This is a genomic window from Mammaliicoccus fleurettii, from assembly GCF_002018435.1.
Lineage (GTDB): Bacteria > Bacillota > Bacilli > Staphylococcales > Staphylococcaceae > Mammaliicoccus > Mammaliicoccus fleurettii.
In genome coordinates this window covers 1-18,847 of sequence record NZ_MWJM01000023.1, presented here as the reverse complement: position 1 = coordinate 18,847, position 18,847 = coordinate 1, and the positions used below count along the sequence as shown (strand labels likewise).

At 30.1% G+C, this 18,847-nt stretch carries 21 protein-coding genes; 10 read left to right on the top strand and 11 right to left on the bottom strand.

Annotation, left to right across the window (positions count from 1 at the left end):
- Nucleotides 1-406 precede the first annotated feature (406 nt).
- Together B2G86_RS12270 and B2G86_RS12265 are read right to left on the bottom strand one after the other, a co-directional pair.
- Complete coding sequence (locus B2G86_RS12270; protein WP_078358475.1) at nt 407-709, bottom strand: hypothetical protein; 303 nt, start codon at nt 707-709, stop codon at nt 407-409.
- Nucleotides 702-1,676, bottom strand: coding sequence for a Gfo/Idh/MocA family protein (locus B2G86_RS12265; protein WP_078358474.1), 975 nt, complete (start codon nt 1,674-1,676; stop codon nt 702-704). The genes B2G86_RS12270 and B2G86_RS12265 overlap by 8 nt, the downstream gene beginning before the upstream one ends.
- Nucleotides 1,677-1,793: 117 nt before the next feature.
- On the opposite strand from B2G86_RS12265, the gene B2G86_RS12260 reads away from it, so the two are divergent.
- A complete protein-coding gene (locus tag B2G86_RS12260; RefSeq protein ID WP_078358473.1) occupies nt 1,794-3,173 on the top strand; it encodes an aldehyde dehydrogenase in 1,380 nt (459 codons plus the stop codon).
- A 32-nt stretch (nt 3,174-3,205) separates the two neighbouring features.
- Here B2G86_RS12260 and B2G86_RS12255 read toward each other — a convergent pair whose 3' ends face one another.
- The 4 genes from B2G86_RS12255 to pglS form a co-directional block, all read right to left on the bottom strand.
- Nucleotides 3,206-3,964: an ABC transporter permease gene (locus B2G86_RS12255; protein WP_078358472.1), complete on the bottom strand. Its 759-nt coding sequence runs from the start codon at nt 3,962-3,964 to the stop codon at nt 3,206-3,208.
- Entirely contained in the window at nt 3,961-4,686 is a 726-nt protein-coding gene (locus B2G86_RS12250) for an ABC transporter ATP-binding protein (RefSeq protein ID WP_078358471.1), read from the bottom strand. Before B2G86_RS12250 ends, B2G86_RS12255 begins: the two co-directional genes overlap by 4 nt.
- 221 nt (nt 4,687-4,907) lie before the next feature.
- On the bottom strand, nt 4,908-5,684 hold the full coding sequence (locus B2G86_RS12245) for a carbon-nitrogen family hydrolase (protein WP_078358470.1): 777 nt from the start codon (nt 5,682-5,684) through the stop codon (nt 4,908-4,910).
- Nucleotides 5,685-5,703: 19 nt separating this feature from the next.
- Entirely contained in the window at nt 5,704-6,738 is a 1,035-nt protein-coding gene (gene pglS / locus B2G86_RS12240) for a 6-phosphogluconolactonase (protein WP_078358469.1), read from the bottom strand.
- A gap of 472 nt (nt 6,739-7,210) precedes the next feature.
- Between pglS and B2G86_RS12235 the strand changes: the two genes are divergently transcribed.
- The 4 genes from B2G86_RS12235 to agrA are packed head-to-tail and all read left to right on the top strand — an operon-like array spanning nt 7,211 to nt 9,980.
- Nucleotides 7,211-7,786, top strand: a complete 576-nt coding sequence (locus B2G86_RS12235; RefSeq protein WP_078358468.1) for an accessory gene regulator AgrB — start codon at nt 7,211-7,213, stop codon at nt 7,784-7,786.
- On the top strand, nt 7,783-7,923 hold the full coding sequence (gene agrD, locus B2G86_RS12230) for a cyclic lactone autoinducer peptide AgrD (protein WP_078358467.1): 141 nt from the start codon (nt 7,783-7,785) through the stop codon (nt 7,921-7,923). Before B2G86_RS12235 ends, agrD begins: the two co-directional genes overlap by 4 nt.
- Nucleotides 7,924-7,950: 27 nt before the next feature.
- Nucleotides 7,951-9,267 carry a quorum-sensing sensor histidine kinase AgrC gene (agrC, locus tag B2G86_RS12225; RefSeq protein WP_078358466.1) on the top strand — a complete coding sequence of 439 codons (1,317 nt, stop codon included), beginning with the start codon at nt 7,951-7,953 and terminating at the stop codon, nt 9,265-9,267.
- On the top strand, nt 9,264-9,980 hold the full coding sequence (gene agrA / locus B2G86_RS12220) for a quorum-sensing response regulator AgrA (protein WP_078358465.1): 717 nt from the start codon (nt 9,264-9,266) through the stop codon (nt 9,978-9,980). Before agrC ends, agrA begins: the two co-directional genes overlap by 4 nt.
- A gap of 99 nt (nt 9,981-10,079) precedes the next feature.
- Here agrA and B2G86_RS12215 read toward each other — a convergent pair whose 3' ends face one another.
- Nucleotides 10,080-10,298, bottom strand: a complete 219-nt coding sequence (locus B2G86_RS12215) for a hypothetical protein (RefSeq protein ID WP_078358464.1) — start codon at nt 10,296-10,298, stop codon at nt 10,080-10,082.
- A 234-nt stretch (nt 10,299-10,532) separates the two neighbouring features.
- Here B2G86_RS12215 and B2G86_RS12210 point away from each other — a divergent pair, with 234 nt between their 5' ends.
- Nucleotides 10,533-11,468, top strand: coding sequence for an LPXTG cell wall anchor domain-containing protein (locus tag B2G86_RS12210; RefSeq protein ID WP_078358463.1), 936 nt, complete (start codon nt 10,533-10,535; stop codon nt 11,466-11,468).
- Here B2G86_RS12210 and B2G86_RS12205 read toward each other — a convergent pair.
- Together B2G86_RS12205 and B2G86_RS13080 are read right to left on the bottom strand one after the other, a co-directional pair.
- Nucleotides 11,437-12,024, bottom strand: coding sequence for a hypothetical protein (locus B2G86_RS12205; RefSeq protein ID WP_078358462.1), 588 nt, complete (start codon nt 12,022-12,024; stop codon nt 11,437-11,439). The genes B2G86_RS12210 and B2G86_RS12205 overlap by 32 nt on opposite strands.
- Before the next feature lie 71 nt (nt 12,025-12,095).
- Nucleotides 12,096-12,284, bottom strand: a complete 189-nt coding sequence (locus B2G86_RS13080) for a hypothetical protein (protein ID WP_088369014.1) — start codon at nt 12,282-12,284, stop codon at nt 12,096-12,098.
- Between the two features lie 226 nt (nt 12,285-12,510).
- Here B2G86_RS13080 and B2G86_RS12200 point away from each other — a divergent pair, with 226 nt between their 5' ends.
- Together B2G86_RS12200 and B2G86_RS12195 are read left to right on the top strand one after the other, a co-directional pair.
- The gene (locus B2G86_RS12200; protein ID WP_078358461.1) at nt 12,511-13,485 is read left to right on the top strand and encodes a bile acid:sodium symporter family protein; all 975 of its coding nucleotides are present in this window, start codon (nt 12,511-12,513) and stop codon (nt 13,483-13,485) included.
- A 349-nt stretch (nt 13,486-13,834) separates the two neighbouring features.
- Nucleotides 13,835-14,872, top strand: coding sequence for a C45 family autoproteolytic acyltransferase/hydrolase (locus B2G86_RS12195; protein ID WP_088369016.1), 1,038 nt, complete (start codon nt 13,835-13,837; stop codon nt 14,870-14,872).
- Nucleotides 14,873-14,942: 70 nt separating this feature from the next.
- Here the strand turns inward: B2G86_RS12195 and B2G86_RS12190 are convergent, their stop codons facing one another.
- Complete coding sequence (locus tag B2G86_RS12190; RefSeq protein ID WP_078358459.1) at nt 14,943-15,782, bottom strand: DUF4097 family beta strand repeat-containing protein; 840 nt, start codon at nt 15,780-15,782, stop codon at nt 14,943-14,945.
- Nucleotides 15,782-16,327, bottom strand: coding sequence for an HAAS signaling domain-containing protein (locus B2G86_RS12185; protein WP_078358458.1), 546 nt, complete (start codon nt 16,325-16,327; stop codon nt 15,782-15,784). The genes B2G86_RS12190 and B2G86_RS12185 overlap by 1 nt, the downstream gene beginning before the upstream one ends.
- Before the next feature lie 154 nt (nt 16,328-16,481).
- On the opposite strand from B2G86_RS12185, the gene B2G86_RS12180 reads away from it, so the two are divergent.
- Both B2G86_RS12180 and B2G86_RS12175 read left to right on the top strand, forming a co-directional pair.
- Nucleotides 16,482-17,519, top strand: coding sequence for a S66 family peptidase (locus B2G86_RS12180; protein WP_078358457.1), 1,038 nt, complete (start codon nt 16,482-16,484; stop codon nt 17,517-17,519).
- Between the two features lie 79 nt (nt 17,520-17,598).
- On the top strand, nt 17,599-18,150 hold the full coding sequence (locus B2G86_RS12175; RefSeq protein WP_078358456.1) for a thioredoxin family protein: 552 nt from the start codon (nt 17,599-17,601) through the stop codon (nt 18,148-18,150).
- The last annotated feature ends 697 nt before the right edge of the window (nt 18,151-18,847 follow it).

Below are 18,847 nucleotides of genomic sequence, written 5' to 3'. Positions count from 1 at the left end.
TTTCTTAGTCGATTACATTGTACTAAAGTGAGCTATATATGGCTCTTATTTTATTACACAATTATATGGACATATTCCTTAAAAGTGCGCCGGGTAATGCATGAGGATAAAAATAGTGGCTTAGGAAATACTATGGACTGTAAACAAATTGAGCTTAAATTTATAGGTTCAGTTTGTTGATATTTGGAATTTTTTAGCGCTGACTCCTGGGGAAAAGCATGATTCGAAGACTACAGGCTGAGAACATGCCCACGGAAAGCATGCGCATAAAAAATACCAACAAAGTTCTAAGACTTTGCTGGTACTCTGATGGTAGCTCTACAAGTTACTTATATGAATTTATAAAAATTTAAAGCATAACTCTCAAAACATTTTCACTATATATTGAAGTATTAATTCCAGAATATTATATTTCGGTACTTTCCAGCACTCTCTTTAACAATGATTTGTACTGTGGCTTAGCTTTCTCTGTTGTACATTTATTTATAGGTGGATATTTTAAGTCTTGTGCGTCTTTTAAAGTAACTTCATCTATGTAATTTGATGCTTCTTCATAATCATAACAGCTTGGAAAAGCATATTTATGATTAAAATGATCAACGACAACTCTTGTTGTTGAAGATGGTTCTTGTTTAAATGGAACTAATGTAACCATTAATAATATAACTATACATAGAATACTTACAATCGCAAAAACTTTTTTAGACATTAAATTCTACCCCTATTTGCTTTCTTATTTCATCTAATACTTTTATAGTGTTTAATGTTCTTTCATGTGTGTTAATAGTTGATTCTATTTTATTTTCTTTGACACATTTCATAAATTCTATAATTTCTTCTTTCATTGTATATGTTTCGTCCCCTGTAAACTCGTTCAACAGCTCTCCATCTCTATTAAACACTTTTATATTAGACGGGGCACTAATTTTATCTATCATCACATAACCATTTTCTCCAATAATTTCTGAAGGGCTAACTCTATCGCATATTTTAGAATAACTAATTGTTGCTTGGAATGTATTAAAATCGAGTATTGCATTTCCTTGTCCGTCTGCTCCGGTATCAAGTTTAAATCCATTTGCTCGAATATTTTCAGGCATACCAAACAAATGTATAATTGGCGCTACAGTATAAACTCCAAGATCCATTAATGCACCATTACCAAGTTCTGGTTTAAATGCATTTTCAACAATACCATTCTTATATTTATCATATCTTGATGAATATTGATGATAATGAAAATCTGCATATCGTATTTCACCAATATCAATTTTTGCATTTGTAAATTCTACAAATGGAGATAATAATGTTGACTTCATTGCTTCCATAACAGTAACATTATATTCACTAGCAAGTTTTGAAAGGGTCTCAAATTGTGCTTGGATTATAGTTGCTGGTTTTTCGATTATGACATGCTTTTTATTTTTTATGGCTAATGCTGCCTGCTCAAAATGAAATGCATTAGGCGAAGCAATATATACCGCTTCAAAGTTTGGTGATTCACAAAATTGTTCTAGATTTGTAAATGTTTCAATTAGTTGGTGCTTTTCTTTATAATAGTTTGCTCTTTCATCTGTACGTGAAAATACAGCATATGGCTCAAAACCTTCTACTTGACTACCATTTTCAATGAATTTGTCACTAATCCAGTTCGTACCTATAAATCCAAATTTCATATAGTTTCACCTTTTCATAATATATTCTTAATAAAATGGTCTTTAATAAATAAAGACTTCGCTTTTAATTATAACTATTGTTAAAATATAAACAACAGAAGTATAAAGGGGTTATCAATCTTGTCTATAGCAAATCAATTTGAAAATATCCAATCGTTCTTCGATAGCGATATTACCAAAGATATTAAATTTAGAAAAAAACAATTAAGATTACTAAAAAAATCTATTAAATCAAATGAGAGTCAATTAATAGAAGCTTTGCAACACGATTTAGGCAAAAATGCAGTTGAATCTTATGCAACAGAAATCGGTTATATTTATAAAAGTATCTCTTTCATGTTAAAAGAAGTCAAGGGTTTAGCCAGTAAAAACAATGCTAATACACCTGTTTTTCTTTTCCCTAGTAAAAGTTATACAGTATATGAACCATATGGTACAGTTCTAATTATTGGTCCATTTAATTACCCTTTCCAACTTGTCATTGAACCTTTAATTGGGGCTATAGCAGCCGGTAATTGTGCTGTCGTAAAACCTTCAGAATTAACACCTAATGTCAGTGCAATCGTTCGAAAAATAATTGAAGAATCATTTGATCCTTCTTTCGTTTCTTGTGTTACTGGTGACAAAACGGTTACAGAAGAATTGTTAACTTTTCCATTTGATTTTGTGTTCTTTACAGGTTCAACAAAAATTGGTCAAAGTGTATACGAGCAAGCTAGTAAACAGTTGATTCCTGTAGCACTTGAATTAGGTGGAAAAAGCCCAGCTATAGTTGATAAGACTGCCAATATTAAAGTAGCTGCTGAAAGAATTGCTTTTGGTAAATTCATTAATGCTGGTCAAACTTGTGTAGCTCCTGATTACGTCATTATCGATGCTTCTATAAAACAACAATTTGTAAAAGCATTACAGTCTACAATCCAAGAATTTTACAGCAAAAATGCTCAAGACAGTGAAGATTTTGGTAGAGTTGTTAATGAAAGACATACTGACAGATTAATACATCTTTTAGAAAATACAAATGGTGATATCGTTTATGGTGGCAATTCTGATTTAGATCATTGCTATATCGAGCCAACTGTCATTGATAATGTTAAATTCGATGACATTTTAATGGAAGATGAAATATTCGGTCCAATCCTTCCAATCATGACTTATGAAGCCTTTGGAGACGCAATACAATTCATTAAGAACAAACCAAAACCATTATCCTTATACTTATTTAGTGAAGATGAGAATCATACTGATGAAGTCGTAAGAAGAATTTCATTTGGCGGTGGTTGCATAAATGACACCCTTTTACATGTAGGTAATCATAACTTGCCATTTGGTGGAGTTGGACTATCAGGAATAGGTAAATACCATGGTAAAGCCTCATTTGAATTATTTAGTAATGAAAAAGGCATAATGTTCAAAACAACTAAACTTGAAACCGGTGTACTTTTCCCGCCTTATAAAGGAAAAGGTAAATATGTAAGAGCAATGTTTAAAAAATAAAAAGCTGGGACAATTTAATTGTCCTAGCTTTTTTATTTGAAATGCTTTTCTATTAATTGCTGCTTCTTATTAAACAAAGTTGGATACGATAAAAACCCTAGTATTACACTTGTCATAGTAGCTGCCGTTAATAGCATAAATACAATTAATATTTGAAAGAGCACAGCTTCTAAAGGATCAGCTCCAGCAATAATTTGACCACTCATCATGCCTGGCAACTGTACTAAACCAATTGTTTTTTGTTGTTCTATTGTAGGTATAACGCTTGATTGAATAGATGTGATTAACTGCTTATGAATCGCTTGTTTAGGTGTTCCACCTAAACATAAAATAAGCTCTATTATGTTATCGTTTTGTTTTATTTCAGACATAAATCTATTTAAAAATAATATACTTAGCACCATAGAATTCCCTATTATCATTCCACTTATAGGAATGATATATTGTGCTGTAGCAGGTGTTATATTAAAACCTATTAATATCCCTTGCGTAATGATTTCAATGGATATAAAAGCTAATAATAATTTCCATGTAATGCCTGGTATTTCCAACCCTTTTTTCCTTGCATTTTGAGTTGCTGCACCAATTATGAGTATGACCATTAATACAATAAATATATAACTATCTTGGTCAAATATAAATTGTAATATATAACCTACAATTAATAGCTGAACGAAAGATCGTATTGCAGCGACTGTAGTATCTTTTTCTAATCCTAAATTAAAACTCTTAGATAAAACTATCGGAATGATGATAAAAATAAACATTAATATTATAGATGTTATGCTCATAATACTTTATCTCCTATAAAATTTCTGACCTCAGAATTTTTAGTATGTTTAATATTTTCGACACTATCAGCTTCAACTACTTCTCCATCAATCATAACCCAAACATAATCGCTCAATCGTAAAGCCTGATTAATATCATGCGTCACCCAAATCATCGTTACATTATGCTCTTTATTAATTTTTTTGAGTAACAATTCTATCGCTTGTTTAGAATTTCTATCAAGTGCAGACGTTACCTCATCTAATAAAATAACTTCTGGTTTATTAACAAGTGCACGTGCTAAAGATAATTTTTGTTTTTCTCCTCCAGATAACTCTTTACTATTTTTATTCAAAAAAGTTACTGATAAATCCACTCTTTCTAAAAAGTATTTCGCTTCTTCATCTGTCATCTTTTTATTTTGAAGTGTTAAAGGAAGCTCTAAATTATCTTTAACAGTCCCTTTAATCATAGTGGCTTCTTGTGAAACTAATTGTACTTTTCTCCTTAATTCCATCGGATTATATGAATTAATTGTTTCATCATTGATCAAAATGTCACCTTTAGAAGGAGATTTTAATAAATTTATTAAAGATAATAAAGTAGATTTCCCAGCACCAGAAGGACCTATAATAGATGTCAACTTACCTTTATAAACTTCAGCATTTATTTCTTTTAAAATTTTAGATTTTTCAATTTCATATTCAACATTTTTAAATTGAACTGATATATTACTTTCCAAACAATCATCTCCATTCACTTCAACTAACATTTATAAGCAGGTTTCTATAAACTTGCTTATATAATATAACCACTATAAGACACTTTCATAGCCGACACGACTGTGGAAACAGTACAAATCGAAGACTACAGGCTGAGACTGTACCATAGGCAAGCAGGTTATGAAAATAGTTTTAACTATACAATGAGGCTGGACAAATTATTGTCTCAGCCTCATTCTTCTTAATATAAATCAGTTCTTAGACTATTAAATATTGGAATTGCTTCTCTAATTTGTTCTTGTTTTTCAAAGTCTATTTCAACAATTAAAGTATCTTCTTCATAATATAAATTATCCATTAATGTGCCATCTGGACCATATACTAAGCTGTTACCACCAAATTCATTTTCATCACAAAGTCCTACACTATTACACGCAATGACATAAACTTGATTTTCAATTGCTCTAGCACGTAGTAATGCTTTCCAATGATCGATTCTTGACTTTGGCCATTGTGCTGGTACAAATATAACCTTTGCATCTTCTAATGCTAAAGAGCGAGATAATTCCGGAAATCTTAAGTCATAGCATATAATTGTACCCATATCGACTTCATCTAATTTATAAACTGTAGGCTTTTTTTCACCTGAAGTTAAATAATGATGTTCATTTAACATCGGTACTAAATGTGCCTTGTCATAAGTGTTAATGCAACTACCTTCTTTATTGATGACAATGGCTCTATTATAAATTTCTTGATCTTTTTTATAAGCAATAGACCCAGCAACAATATGTTTTTTGAGCGCTTTAGCTTTCTTTTGTAAAAAAGGAAGGATAACTTCACCATCATTATCAGCAAGTTCATTTAAATCTTTTAATCGATATGACGTATTCCACATTTCAGGTAATACCGCTATATCGATATCTTCATCAAGTTGATCGAACCATTGATCTATTTTCTGAATGTTTTCTTCTGGTTTACCTGGTATAACATGCATTTGATATAATGCAATTTTCAAAGCTAATCACCTACCATTGTTATATAAATTGAACACATACGCCTTCTGAAGCTTTTTGTTCATTTTCTATTTCTGTTAATTTACCTGTTTCTTTATTTCTAGTAAACAAAACTAAATTATATGAATGTTCATGTGCCACTACTAAGAAAGTATCACTTGGTGTGATATTAAAATCTCTTGGCCATGTTCCACCACTTGTAACTATTTCTACACTTTCAATATTGGCGCCATCACCTAATATTTTAAATACCGCTATACTGTTATGACCTCTATTTGAAACATAAATAAATTGACCATCATGACTTAATCTAACTGCACCAACTTGTGAATTTAAATCAAAATCTTCAGGTATAGTCATTAATCTTGGACTAATCTCAGCAAATACACCGTTCTTATAAGATAACACTTGAATTGTATTGCTCATTTCACTTACTAAATATGCATAATCACCACTTGGATGGAACGCTAAATGTCTTGGTCCACTACCTGCTTGTACTTCTAATGTTTCAACTAATTCTAGTCCTTCATCAGAAAACTTAAATGTCCTAACAACATCTGCCCCTAAATCAACTGTAGCAATAAAATCTAAATCTGGTGTTTGTTGAGCATAATGAATATGACTACTTTCTTGTCTCGCTTCATTTGGCCCTTGTCCTTCTCCACGATAAAAATCAATTAACTCAACTAATTCTCCAGTATCAGGATTAAGTTTATAAATTCTAACAAGACCTGCTCCATATACAGCTTCAAATAAGTATTTACCGTCATTAGAAACTGAAATATGACAACCTGTACCTTCTTGAGAAGCTAAGCAATCATTTATAAAAGTTAAACTACCATCTTCATTAATTAAAAAGCTGGCAACCCCACAATCTTCACCATCTTTTTTAATAGCATATAAAAACTGATTATGTTGTGTAATATATGTAGATGCTTCAACTTCATAGCCTACTTCTACCTTTTCAATAGTTTGATCATTTTCATCTACATCAAATCTATATATCCCTTTACCATCCTTCTTAGTGTAACTACCAATATAACCTTTCGTTTTCATAAAATTAAAATCCTCCCTAAATTTATCTTTAATATCATTCTACATGAAAACGCTCAATAACTATAATAAAAACGCATACCTAATGGTACACGTTGTATAATTTAATATTCTAAATTCATATATAAGACTTTAGAAGTTTAACTGCTTATATCACTGAAAATTTCTAGAAACCAATTAAAAATACTACCAATAGCATTTACGATATCGCCTGCCATAAAGTATCCCCCTTTATATTTGAGATTTATAAATTAATCTATAAAATATAATAGTCATATATTATCTTATATTATTTTGATAAGTGTTTTTAATATTTTCCCTAAGTCATTATTTTAAGTTCTTAACTGCATTGATATTATGTTAAAATACAAATATATTCGTAATTCAAACAGTTAGGCATTAAAATAATACAGTTAGGCAAAAGAAGTAAAATGTAAATCAATTTGTTCTATAATCATAATGAAGGAGGGCCGCTATGTATCAGCCTGTACAAACACAAATAGATAAGATTGCAGCAAATCTTCAAAATTCAAATAACCTAGATCATGTTAGTTATTTAAAGGTAAAGTATGGACTAGAAGTATTTGTAGGGAATATCATGAAGACTGTAGTCATATATGGTGCCGCCCTTCTATGCCATATATTTTTATACACACTTATTGTTCATCTTAGTTATTTTGCCGTTAGATATTTCGCGTTTGGTGCACACGCTAAGTCCACTTTTTTATGCACAATACAAAGCATCATAATGTTTGTATTGGCGCCACTTATTATAATAAATACTAACTTGTCGTATTGGGCATTCCTTGCCCTAGCACTAATTGGTTATCTTATTATAATAAAGTACGCACCAATGCAAACAAAGAAACATCCCATATTAGGCAAATGGAAAAAAGGACTTAAACTAAGATCAATCATAGTCGCTACTATATTGATAGTTCTTTCATTATTCATAAAAGAACCGTATCAACAATTAGTATGCTTAGGATTGATCTTTGAAGCAGTATCACTATTACCTATATTTTACAAAGAGGAGGAAACATTATCATGAATTTATTAACTAGTTTATTTTCAAAATCAGTATCAAATATCCTTTCAGCAATTGGTGAAAAAGCGGTAATTAGAGGTTGTATGGCATTTTTAGATGAAACAGAAGTACCAGCGGAATTATTAAAAGAAAAACAATAAGATTGTTTTAGGGAAGTGTAAGGGTATATGGAATCATTTACAAATATAGAATCTTTACCATTTGGAATTTTACAAATATTATTATTTACAGTTTTATTAGCTATAACTCAGAATTATCGTTATAGCAAAAGGGATTATGTTATTCTCACTTTGGGATACATGATCCCTTCTCTTGCTTTTTATTATTTATTTGGAATGAGCGCAATAGTTTACGTTTGCCTGTTCTGTTTTATATTCTTTTATAAGAAGTTTAGATTACTGGGAATTATTAATACACTTATAGTCATATTAATATCAGTTGTTTCTGATTATTTATCTGTATTTTTAACTAAGTATATTATTGATAACCTTAATAATGTACCTCAATTTTTTATGTATTACATGCTATTTCATAGCTCATTTACAATAATCATTGCATACTTAATAAGGCGTTTAATGAATAAATTAAAGCTCAGTTATTTATATAATAACAGAGTATATTTATTATTAATTGCAGGTTTCTTAGCTGTTTCATTCATGGTCTTCTACGTATACATGCCTAAATCATATAATACTGAAAAAGAATTTGAATTCCAGACATTATTCTATGTGATTTATGTGTGTGTTGCTGCTATTTTTATAATTTTAATTTCTTTCACGATCATTCGGGAAATGGCTTTACAGCGTACTAAAAAAGAGATTAATCAATATTATAAATATACGTTGCAGATTGAACAAATTAATAATGAAATGCGTAAGTTTCGTCATGATTATGTGAATATTTTAGCTACATTATCTGATTATATTAGAGAAGATGATATGGAAGGATTAAGGATTTATTTTGATCAAAATATAGCGCATCTTCATGATGATATGAAAGTAAATGCGATTAAAATTAATGGGCTACAAAATTTACATGTGAGAGAAATTAAAGGTTTATTAACGACGAAAATTATTCAATCTCAGGAACAGAATATCAATATTAGTGTTGAGATTACTGAACAGATTGATCATATAAATATGAACATTGTTGAATTGAGTCGCTGTATTGGAATCATTATGGATAATGCGATTGAAGCTTCTGAGTTTGTAGATAATCCTACAATTCAAATTGCTTTTATTAAAAATGATGAATCTATATTACTTGTATTCATGAATAAATGTTCTAAAGATACTCCAAAAGTACATAAGTTATTTGAAGATCACTATTCTACTAAAGGTCGTAAACGTGGTATTGGTTTAACGACGTTGAAAGAAATTACTGAGAAAACGGATCATGTTTTCTTAGACACTTTTATCAACAATCAATACTTTATTCAAAAGCTTGAAATTTTAAATGATAGCACTGAGGAAGTGATTCGATGAAAATCGTCATTTGTGAAGATGACCCGAAACAATTAGAACGTATGCAAACGATTATAAATAATTACATTATGATTGAAGAAAAAGAAATGTCTATTGAACTTGCTACTCATGATCCTTACGAACTTTTAGAGTATGTCAAAACAGCGAATGATATAGGTTGTTATTTTCTAGATATTCAACTTGATGCTGACATAAATGGTATTACTTTAGCGAGCAACATACGTAAATATGATCCGATTGGTAATATCGTTTTTGTAACGAGTCATAGTGAATTAACATATTTAACGTTCGTTTATAAAGTAGCAGCCATGGATTTCATCTTTAAAGATGATCCTGATCAATTAAAGACAAGAGTATTAGACTGTTTAGATACTGCTTATATTCGTTTAGGTATGTTATCTAAAAATACTAATGTTGAAAAAATAGAATTAACTAGAGGTAGTAATTCAGTTTACGTCGAATATGATGATGTCATGTTTTTTGAATCTTCAACAAAATCGCACAGACTAATTGCTCATCTTGATAATAGACAAATTGAGTTTTATGGTAGTTTAAAGGATTTATCGAATTTAGATGATAGATTCTTTAGATGTCATAACAGTTATGTTATTAATCGAAATAACGTTGATACAATTGATACGAAAGATCGTACTGTTTACTTTAATAATGGTGAACATTGTTATGCATCAGTTAGAAACATCAAAAAGATATAATTAAATATTGAGATATGCTTTTTAATAATAGAAAACAGAGAGAACTTTTAGTGTATAAAAGTTCTCTCTGTTTTTATTTATAAGGATTATTTAATTGATTTACACTTGATCTAAAGCATTTCTAAACGACTCTATATCCTCTATGTAATATTTGACTTCGCCACATTTTAAACAAACTGCAGCTTTAGGTATAGCAATCGCTTTTTTTAATATGTCTTCATTTTCTTCTTCTTTAATTAATCTCACATCTACTAAAGTTCCTGGAACGTTTATACGAAGGTCATTTATCATTTCTTGATTACAACTTACACATTTCATATTTAACATCCCCTTTTAAATTATGCTTTTATTTTACGCTTTTTTTATTTCTCTTGCAAAACAGAAGATAATATAGGTTATACAATTTTGTTAAAAGCACGTATTTAACTCATCTTTAGATAAAAATAAATTCTTATAAAAAAAGAATAAAATAATACTTGAATATTAAAGCGAGTTATGCAATAATATAGCTATCATATGATAATAGTTAAATAAGCAAGAAAGGAGGACCCGATGAAGACGTTTTCAATCTTTCTTTACAGTATTGTTTGTTTTGTAGCTACATCACTCAATATGACTCATGTCACTTACGCAAGTACTGATATGACTCCGATTGGATTTCAATTCTTAACTGCGAGCAATATGCCTATATCTAATGAAACGTTTCAGCTTCAGTTAGATAATGAAGTTAAGCATCTAACAACTAGATCAGATGGACTGGCTTTTGTTGAAATTCCAAATAAGAATATTAAACCTCATTATACTTTAACTACTTCAAATCAACAGACTTTTACTGTTGAACCTAATAAGTTATATCAATTAACTTCTTCTGATTCTCAAATTCGTAATACACCTTCTATAAATAATCAAAATATTACAATCGAAGTACTTTCCAAAACATATCAACCTTTAAGTAATGTAGAAGTTAAACTTTTAGCACAGAACCAAGAATTTATAGGTAAGACTAACAATGAGGGTTCAACTACAATTAACATTCCTTCAAATATTCCTAGAGACACCGCATTCGATGTAAAAATTAACGGAATAGATACTCATTCATCAATTTCAATAGGAGATGATAAATATTATACATTCAATTCTGACAACAAATCTGTATCACCTTTTATTCAAGATTCCGTACAACACAATCAATTAGATAATAACCACGAGAATCAACAATCCCCACCTAATACTAATAGCTTAAATCATAATCAAAACAACCCACAGTCTTATCAAATATCAGTAGTTAAAGATTTTTTAATTCCTAACCATTCTAACCAATCCACTTCTGAAAAAGAAAAAAAGACCAACTTAGAAACAAAAAAGCTTCCTGAAACTGGTCAAAAATCAACAAATTATTTTAAGTATGTTATGAGTTCATTACTCATATGTATTACCACTATTTTATTTGTTATCATTAGAAAAAAGAAGGCTCAGCAAAACAATTAGGATTTGATGTAATGTATCCATTTTCAACTTTAACAATTTCCTCATGGTAATTTATACCATTTATACCCTCGAAATATTTTGCTCCTACTATATTTATCATCGCCTGAGATAACAATGAACTCAAACAATAGGTTCTTTTCGAATCCCATTTTTCAGTGCGATACAATCGCTTTAATACATTACAAAACCCTATATGTGAACCGAGCGTAATCCAAACATCAGGTGAGTTTGATACAAACTTATTAACATACTTTTTAGAAGAACCTACATGATTCTTCCAAATCACAACATTAACATACACTTCGGACTGCTTATTTTCATACCATGTAGATTCAATCAAAGACTTTAAATGAAATGCAGCGTTAACCATCTCATTTTCATTACTCGTACCAATAGTTATAGATTTTAAAAATGGCTGATCATATTCTATAGTCTCAATTAAGGCTTGAAGTTCTCTTACACTAGGCACTTCCAAACTTCTTGATAAATCCTTTAATTGATTGGTCATACGATAATCTAATCTTGGAGATATTAACACATTGCTTTCATATTGCAAAATATATACCCTCCTAATATTATTTTAAAAAAAGGGAGCAATCACATAATTATAGTGATTGCTCCTTTATTTTAATTATTAGATTCGATCTCAGATACAATTTCTTTAGTCTTTTGTTCTAATTCTTCAAAATCTTTTTTAAATACAAATGCTAAGACAGCAATACCTGCCCCAACAGCAACTGTTGTTATAGCAATTAAGATGAAAAAGAATTTGAATATCCCTTTAATACAATCCATTGAAGTCACCTCTATCATCATTTTCTACCTCTTTCATCATAACATAATTTTTAAAATACATAAAAGATATTACGCTTATACTGCTGTATATATAGTTAAATTTTTATGTATAAAAGTATAAAATAACTCATTATATGTATCAATTCTCATTTAAAAATGCGAAGCCCCACTTATTTCCATAAAGCTATTGAAATATTTTTGTATTATTGTTAATATTCTGATTATTATAAAATTAGAAGGTGTATATATGTACAATATTAAAAAGTTTAGTCAGTTCATTAATAAAACATTCGTTCTTTGGATGTTATTAGCTGCAATATTAGGTTTTAGTTTCCCTAATGTCATCGCTCAAGTAGCACCTTATATCCCTTACTTATTAGGAATTGTAATGTTTGGTATGGGGATGACAATTTCAACAAATGATTTTAAAGAAGTGTTTAAATCACCGAAAAGTGTATTCATTGGCGTAATTCTACAATATACAATAATGCCAGTAACAGCATATTTAATTGCAAAAGGGTTTAACTTAAATTCTGATATTGCATTAGGTGTAATATTGGTCGGTTGTTGTCCTGGTGGTACTGCTTCAAATGTTATCAGTTACTTAGCTAAAGCAAATACTGCATTGTCAGTATCCATCACTACAGTATCTACATTATTAGCACCCATCATTACACCAACTTTAATTTATTTGTTTGCAAGAGAATGGTTACAAGTATCCTTCTCATCTATGTTTATATCAGTCGTACAAGTTGTATTAATTCCTATTATTTTAGGCTTTATAGTACAAAGATTTTTCAAACCAGTTGCCGAAAAATCAATTGATATATTACCAATTATTTCTGTAATTTCAATTTCATTAATTCTTTCGAGTGTGGTAGCAGGTAATAAAGCTCAAATTATAGAAACAGGTTTGATTATGTTTGGCGTTGTATTGCTTCATAACGTAAGTGGTTTAACAATTGGATATTTATTAGCTAAACTCTTTAAACTAGACAGACCTGATAAACGTGCTGTTTCCATAGAGGTAGGTATGCAGAATTCTGGACTAGCTGTATCACTTGCAACAGCCCATTTTAATCCTTTATCTGCAGTTCCAGGAGCTATATTCAGTTTTATTCACCTATTAACTGGTCCAACCATTGCAATTATTTGGTCTAACCAAACGAAACGAACTGAACGCAAAAAACAATATTCTACTGCAACCGATCAAGCATTGTAAATCATAATAATAGGCTGAGACAATTAATTTGTCTCAGCCTTTTTAATTTCAAAAATATATATTCTAGTTGTTTATAAGTGTCATTTAATAAATTTATATTATCTTCTATACCACTCTTGCCATATTTTTTTTACGTAGATATATCCTTGATTCCACATTATACATACCTCCTTCTCACATTATTTGTGAGATATTTGGTACCCTAAATATAACATGGTGAGAAATTACATAGGTTAAAGCATTATTACAGTTTCTTTAATATCACATTTCCAGTCTTAATATTCTTAATCTAATTTGCGTGACAAAATGCAATATTTCAATCAAAATGTATTTAATAGGAGTGATTATGTTGCAAAATGTTAATATGCAGACATTTGAATTTAGAGGTAACCATTATGATCACGGCGTCGCACAAGCTGAATGGTTAAAATCTACCAAAATGTTAGAGAATAGAGATAAAGAATGGAAAATCAGAAGACCGCGCTTTGACATAGATATAGATGAAACTAAGAAAATCTATCAAGAATTTGCACCACCAATATGGGATGAACTTATGGGATTACAAGATACATTAAAGTATCCACTCGAACAGATTCTATTAAATTATGGACATTACAGAGTTTATGCAAAAGATAGTGGTTGTTCTATATTTTTAGGTACTGATTATATGGTGAGAAATTATGATTATAACCCTGCCACTTATGATGGTCGATTTAGTTTATTTCAACCAAATGATGGTGGATATGCGCAAATTGGTCCAACATCGAGAGTTACCGGACGTATGGATGGTATGAATGAACATGGCTTATCTATGGGATATAATTTTATACATAGAAAAAAACCTGGTGACGGCTTTGTATGTTATATGATTGGAAGACTAATTTTAGAAACCTGTAAAAATATTGATGAAGCAGTAGCTTTATTAAAAGAGATACCTCATCGTACTTCTTTCAGCTATATTTTAATGGATAAGCAAAACAGAAGAATAACGGTAGAAGCTACCCCTCGTTCAGTTGTTACGAAACAAAATAATTTATGTACGAATCACTTTGAAGTATTAACACATGAGAACCGAAATTATATAAAAGAATCTATAGAAAGATACAATAGAATCGAACATATTACAAACGAGCATATGTCTTTAGAAGATGCTATTCGTTATTTTAACGACCCACAATATGAAATTTATAGTAAGCTTTTTAAAAGCTGGTCCGGTACCATTCACACTTCAGCTTATATACCTGATCAATTACAAATGAAAATTGTTCTTGGAGAAAATGGTATGTTACATACATTTAACTTCCAAGATTGGTTAGATGGAAAGCCTATAGATTTAAATTCAATTTCAGGACAAATTGATACAGACATCTTGTTCGCAAGTGAATAAAAAATCTTAACACAACTTGATAGTAAGCAAAAAAGCACGATAAGCTCCTAGCTTATCGTGCCTTTTTGTATTACTTAATTATAATATCGCCATTATCCGTATAACTTTCAATTACGTGTTTACCGTTACCTACTTTTTCTCCTTTAAATGCTTTATTTTTTATATGTGTACTGCCTGATTCAGCTTGTAATTGTAATAAAGTATTTTTAGGAGGTTCTTCGTAAGATAAAGTGATGTCTCCATCTTCTGTAGATGATTTAATATCGCATTCATTTTTAAGTTGGCTAATATCTATGTTACCCAACGAAGTAATCAATTCACTATTAATGAGGCTACTTTTCGCTATTGTTATATTTCCTGTTTCAATTTCACCATTAAATTCTGATAGTGCTGAATTTTTAACTTGAACACTTCCTAAACTAGACATTGCTTTAGCGTATTTTAAATTCACATTATTATAAGAAATATCCCCTGTATCAGTAATCATATTGCTGTTGTTACTACTGACATCTTTAATTAATATATCTCCCGTATTTGTTGTTATATTAAATGATTGATATTGTTTCTCTGGTAAAGTGATTACTAAATGATTTGTCGTTTTTCTAAAAGGTATAAAATTGGCATTGAATTGATACTTACTATCTTGTTCTGTGAAATGTAGTAAATTGTTTTCTATGTTCGCATTTACATGTTGTTTGCCGTTATACTTTATCCCTAAAGTCTTACCCTTTTTCACTTCAACATTTGTATTTTGTCCATTCACGATGACTTGTTCAACTTGATCATCCTCAAAAACTTTTTCATAAGTTTCATTCTTCTCAAATTTATTATTAACCGTAAACCAAAGAATTGTACCTATTAAGCCAAAAATTAAGAAGATGCCTAATCCTATCAAAAATAACTTTTTCATTATTCAGCATGCCCCCTAATGACTTTTACACACCATTTTAAATATTTTAAGATGCCTTTGTAACTCAGTTCTATTAATTTTAATCCAGTAATGAGCAACATTAACCCTAATCCTAAAAATGATATAGAAAAAATTATGTTTGTAATATCAATCCAATAAAATCCATACAATATAATATTTATAACACTTACTATAGGTCCTAACATCATCAATGCGCCAACCACTACAACAATTAAAAGTATAAACGCAATAATTAGAAACGGTATAATAATAAAAAATATATTAAAAAAGCTTAAGCCTAATGTTGCCATAATTGCTTGAAAAACATTTTTAAAGTTTGGTGCTATTTCAGCATCATGAATGGCGCTCGTTGCATAAACTTTCTTTGCAATTTCCTTAGGCTCACCTAATTCATTCATTAATTCATTTTCATTTTTTGCTTCAAAAAATTTTGTTTCATATTCATACATTATTTTATCTCGCTCAACTTTAGGCAAACGAGACAATTCATCCTCAAGGTAATTAAGGAAGGTTATTTTATCCATTGGTTTTGCCCCTTTTATTGTGATATTAACCTTACATCTTTATTATATTACCATTCTTTTACAAACAACATTATACTATCATTTGAAATATTTGATTTCAAGTGATACCACTGTGATATACTAACTTAAATATATAAATAAGGGGGCATTAAGAATGAAAGAATTAATCAAACCCAACAAGCTTTCTAAAGGGGACACTGTCGCAATCGTTTCACCATCCTCAGGTTACGCCGGTGAAGAAGAAGTAATTTGGAGAACAGAAGTTGGTATTCAACGATTGAAAGAAGTATTCGGTTTAAAAGTGAAAGTTATGCCACATGCACTTAAAGGAGCAGACTTTACATATAACAATCCAAAAAAACGTGTAGAAGACTTACACCAAGCACTTGAAGATCCTGAAGTAAAAGCAATTATTTGTACTTTAGGTGGAGATGATTCTGTTCGTTTATGGCCATATATCGACTTAAATATCATTAAAAATAATCCAAAAATATTAAGCGGCTATTCAGATACAACTGCAATACATTTTATGTTCTATCAAGCAGGTGTATCAAGTTTTTATGGTCCAGCACTTTTAACAGACTTTGCTGAAAATGTTGCTATGGATGATTATACAGTTGATTCAATTAACCAAACATGGTTCCAAAATGGTCCAATTGGAAATGTACCCGCCTCACCACAATTCAGAAAATATGGTTTATCATGGGAAGAGAAAAATAAAGACATTAATAGACCATCATTTGACAGTCAAGGATATGAAATTTTAAATGGTAAAGGAAAAGCTACAGGACATTTAATTGGTGGATGTATGGAACTTTTCCATTCATTAAAAGCAACAGATGTTTTTCCAAATAAAGAAGTTTTTGATGGCGCAATTTTATTCATTGAAACAGCAGAAGTTCAAGCACCTCCTTGGTTAATGGAAGATTACGTACGTGCTTTTGGTTCAATGGGAATCTTTGATAAAATAAATGGCGTGATTATTGGACGTCCACAAGATGATGCATATTACGAAGAATACAAAGAAGTTTGGGTTAAAATGTTGAAAGAATGGGATCAAGAAGATATGCCTGTCTTTTATAATGCTAGTTTTGGACATAACGAACCTAAATGTGTCATACCTTATGGGGCACAAGCAGAGTTGGATGTTGAAAATAAAACTTTCAAAATATTAGATAACGCTGTTAAATAAATATTTTTTCGAGATTAGTTCTTTGCGATTTATTTCAGAATTGTTATAATATTTAATATATTGAAGGGGGATTAACAAAATGACTAAGTTAGTTACATATTTTGAACAAGCACAACCAATTAAAGAATACGTAAACGAAATGACTACAAATAAAGAACAATTGCTCGATATTTATCAATCTTTTAAATTACCTAAAAATGATGACCGTTTAGATAAAATTAAAGATAAAAATTATAAAGTACTTGTCATTACTGAAGATTGGTGTGGAGATGCCATGATGAACATACCAGTATTATTGAACATTGCTGATTATACGAATATTGAAGTAAAAGCATTTCACCGTGATGAAGATACAAACCTAATTGATCAATATTTAACAAACGGTACAGCAAGATCAATACCTATTTTCGTATTTTTAAATGAACATCATGAGCAAGAACATGTATGGGGACCAAGAGCTATAAGTGTACAAAAACAAGTAGAAGAATTACGTAAAGACTTACCAAGCAAAGATGACCCAACATACGCTGAAAAAGAAAAAGATGTTCATCATAAAATTCATGAAACTTATCAAAATAATACACAATTTTGGGATGACGTATACGAATCAATCGTAAGTTCAATTTCATAAATGATAAGAGGCTGAGACAAATATTGTCTCAGCCTCTTAATTATGTATAAGTCCCCTATTACTCATAGTAGGATTTCTCACCATCCCCATGGCTCGATAAATTCATTTTACACTAATTTTCTTTAATCTAAAAATCTATGTTATTTAAGTTCACATATAAAAATCTGCAAGTGAAAAGCGCTCGTCCGGGAATTAACGAGCGCTTTTCGGGGAAGGGTTATTAATTAAGGAAACATGTATTTATACAAAGCCGGGAAACCTCGTATAAATAACTTGAATCATTTTATGATCCATTTCAACGTTACAATTACAGATAACTATCTAAACACGTTCTACACAAAGTCATTTGCAATTATGAAAAACATATACGAAATAAGTTTTGAGGAATTGAATGTATTGTGCTTCGTGTTGTGTTATCTATGATTAAAGTATATCAGTACAGTATGACTTTTTGTGCATTCATTCTTAACTCAAATATTTCATTTCTTAAGTGTATTTATTGAAAGATTTTTTAACAGTTAGGCATGCCTAACTGTTAAAACCATTGTTAATATTGACTTTTTAAATACACAATTATATGTTTGTTTTTTATAAAATCATTACCTATAACTATTTTTATAACAATCTTACGATTTTGTTCGTGCATGCCTGCCTAGGGGTATGGCTCGAGCCTGTAGTCTCTCACGCATACTATTCC

Coding starts and splice junctions, on each gene's coding strand:
- B2G86_RS12270 (WP_078358475.1), bottom strand. CDS start 709: ATGTCTAAAAAAGTTTTTGCGATTGTAAGTATTCTATGTATAGTTATA.
- B2G86_RS12265 (WP_078358474.1), bottom strand. CDS start 1,676: ATGAAATTTGGATTTATAGGTACGAACTGGATTAGTGACAAATTCATT.
- B2G86_RS12255 (WP_078358472.1), bottom strand. CDS start 3,964: ATGAGCATAACATCTATAATATTAATGTTTATTTTTATCATCATTCCG.
- pglS (WP_078358469.1), bottom strand. CDS start 6,738: ATGAAAACGAAAGGTTATATTGGTAGTTACACTAAGAAGGATGGTAAA.
- B2G86_RS12235 (WP_078358468.1), top strand. CDS start 7,211: ATGTATCAGCCTGTACAAACACAAATAGATAAGATTGCAGCAAATCTT.
- agrD (WP_078358467.1), top strand. CDS start 7,783: ATGAATTTATTAACTAGTTTATTTTCAAAATCAGTATCAAATATCCTT.
- agrC (WP_078358466.1), top strand. CDS start 7,951: ATGGAATCATTTACAAATATAGAATCTTTACCATTTGGAATTTTACAA.
- agrA (WP_078358465.1), top strand. CDS start 9,264: ATGAAAATCGTCATTTGTGAAGATGACCCGAAACAATTAGAACGTATG.
- B2G86_RS12215 (WP_078358464.1), bottom strand. CDS start 10,298: ATGAAATGTGTAAGTTGTAATCAAGAAATGATAAATGACCTTCGTATA.
- B2G86_RS12210 (WP_078358463.1), top strand. CDS start 10,533: ATGAAGACGTTTTCAATCTTTCTTTACAGTATTGTTTGTTTTGTAGCT.
- B2G86_RS13080 (WP_088369014.1), bottom strand. CDS start 12,284: ATGATGATAGAGGTGACTTCAATGGATTGTATTAAAGGGATATTCAAA.
- B2G86_RS12200 (WP_078358461.1), top strand. CDS start 12,511: ATGTACAATATTAAAAAGTTTAGTCAGTTCATTAATAAAACATTCGTT.
- B2G86_RS12190 (WP_078358459.1), bottom strand. CDS start 15,782: ATGAAAAAGTTATTTTTGATAGGATTAGGCATCTTCTTAATTTTTGGC.
- B2G86_RS12185 (WP_078358458.1), bottom strand. CDS start 16,327: ATGGATAAAATAACCTTCCTTAATTACCTTGAGGATGAATTGTCTCGT.
- B2G86_RS12180 (WP_078358457.1), top strand. CDS start 16,482: ATGAAAGAATTAATCAAACCCAACAAGCTTTCTAAAGGGGACACTGTC.
- B2G86_RS12175 (WP_078358456.1), top strand. CDS start 17,599: ATGACTAAGTTAGTTACATATTTTGAACAAGCACAACCAATTAAAGAA.